Below are 1,994 nucleotides of genomic sequence, written 5' to 3'. Positions count from 1 at the left end.
GCCGGCGACGGCGAGCAGGATGAAGAACGACCCGAGTTCCTGCGGCGTGAGGATGTCGTCTTCGAGCTCCGCGTTGATGAGCTGCGTCGTGAGGTCGTCGCCCGGGTTGTGGCGCTTGTACTCGGCGATCTCGTTCATCAGTTGCACGAGCGTCATCCCCGCGCCCAGCACCTGAGCGAACATCTCTTCGCCCTCGGCGCCGTCGAAGAACTCGGGGTCGCCGCCGCCGAGGATCTTGTTGGTGGCGTCGAGGACGGTCCCGTACTCGCTACGCGGGATCCCCATCATGTCCATGATGATCAGCAGCGGGAACGGCGCGGAGATGTCCTGCACGAAGTCCGTTTCGCCCTTCTCGCACATCTTGTCGATGAGTTCGTCGGCGACCGTCACCACGTTGTCCATCACGCCCGCGAGGTGCTTGGGCGTGAAGCGGCGCGAGACGATGCCGCGCAGGCGGGCGTGGCGCGGGTCGTCCATCACGATGAACGAACCGAAGAACTCGGCGGCTTCGGGCGGCAGGTCGGTGACCGACGTCGAACCGAGGCCCGAGCAGAACACCTTCGGGTTGCCGCTGATTTCCACGACATCCGCGTGCTTGGTGATGGCGTAGAAGCCGGGCCCGAGCACCAAGTCGCCGAAGGTGGGTTCGTCGAAGAAGGCGATCGGCTTCTGGCGGCGCAGCGCGGCGAAACCGGCCTGGCGCTGGTCGAGGGGCTGGGTCCAGAACGCCGGGTCGGTCAGGTTGATGTCGTCGATGCTCAACACACTCACGCGCTCATCCTGTCACTGTCGGCGGCGACGACCGCCATCACGCCCACCGGCTGAGTGCGCCCTTTTGCGCAGAAAACCGGTCGGATCTGTGCCGAAAGGCGCACTAGAACGCACCCGTGCGGCGGGTGCTGGGGATCGACGTCGACGACGCACTCGTCGAGAAGTGGAAGACGTGGCTGGCACCGGCGCGTCAGCCGTTCTTCGTCGAAGGCGGTAATCCTGACCGCGAGATGTCGCCGCACCTCTGGGACACGTATCACGTGTGGCGCACCGACAAGTCGCTCGGCGTGGTCTGGCTCGACGAGGACGAGTTCTTCGCGTTGCCGCGCACCGAGCGGGCGCGCCTGGTCCGTCAGCAACAACGCGCCGGGCGGGGTGCGGTCCCGACGGTACGGGCCTGGCCCGAGGTTGTCGACGCTCGCGCCCAGGCCGACGGGCACCGCTTCGTGTGGTGGCCGTCGATGATGACCACCGACATCATCCTGCGCCACGTGAGCGAGGACCGCATGACGAGCCGGCACCGCGACGTGCCCGCCACCACGTGGCGCCATCTGCCCGCGGCGCGGGCGCTCGCCGGCACGTTCGTCGCCGAGGGCAGCGGACCGAATTGTTTCAGCACGGTCATGGCTGCGGCGGGCCTCGAAGAGACCGTCGAGCGCTACTCGGAGCGGGAGCCCTTCGACGAGTGGCTGGCGACGGCGTGCCGGCGCGGCGGCCAAGACCACCAAGCAGGCACCGTCTGGGTGTGGCGCACTCGGGATGGGCTGTCGTTCCACGCCGCCATCACGCTGGGCGACGGCTGGGTGTTGGAAAAGCCCTCACGCGAGTGGTCGTCGCCCCGTACGGTCGCCAGCGCCGCAGATCTCCTGCGGCGCAACCGCCACCCCGGGGAGCGTCTGGAACGCCACCGCTTGCGCGACTAGTGGCCGCGGTGGAGCCACTCCTCGAGGTGGGGTGCTTCGACGCCGATGGTCGTCGTCTCGCCGTGGCCCGTGTGGACGACCGTCTCGGGCGGCAGCGTGAGCAGACGGGCGCGGATGGACTCGATGATCGTCGGGAAGTCGGAGTAGCTGCGTCCGGTGGCGCCCGGCCCACCGCAGAAGAGCGTGTCGCCGCTGAAGACGTGGCCTGTCAGCGCGAAACAGCAGCCGCCGGGCGTATGGCCAGGTGTGTGGATGACGGCCAGTTCGCTGCCGCCGGCGCGCAGCACGTCGCCGTCGGCC

General features: G+C 68.4%; 3 protein-coding genes. 1 reads left to right on the top strand and 2 read right to left on the bottom strand.

All coding sequences use genetic code 11. The features are described 5' to 3' along the window. The coding region (locus tag VHC63_18965; protein HVV38696.1) for a cytochrome P450 at window positions 1-771 on the bottom strand (771 nt) is incomplete at its 3' end. Between the two features lie 116 nt (window positions 772-887). On the opposite strand from VHC63_18965, the gene VHC63_18960 reads away from it, so the two are divergent. Then, entirely contained in the window at window positions 888-1,694 is an 807-nt protein-coding gene (locus VHC63_18960; GenBank protein ID HVV38695.1) for a hypothetical protein, read from the top strand. On the opposite strand, the gene VHC63_18955 is transcribed toward VHC63_18960, so the two are convergent. Continuing rightward, a partial coding sequence (locus tag VHC63_18955; protein ID HVV38694.1) for an MBL fold metallo-hydrolase occupies window positions 1,691-1,994 on the bottom strand: 304 nt, incomplete at its 5' end. The two genes, VHC63_18960 and VHC63_18955, sit on opposite strands and share 4 nt — an antisense overlap.

This window comes from Acidimicrobiales bacterium (genome assembly GCA_035546775.1).
GTDB lineage: Bacteria > Actinomycetota > Acidimicrobiia > Acidimicrobiales > JACCXE01 > JACCXE01.
Note: the sequence above shows the minus strand (reverse complement) of the source record. Positions and strands in the feature narration are given on the sequence as shown.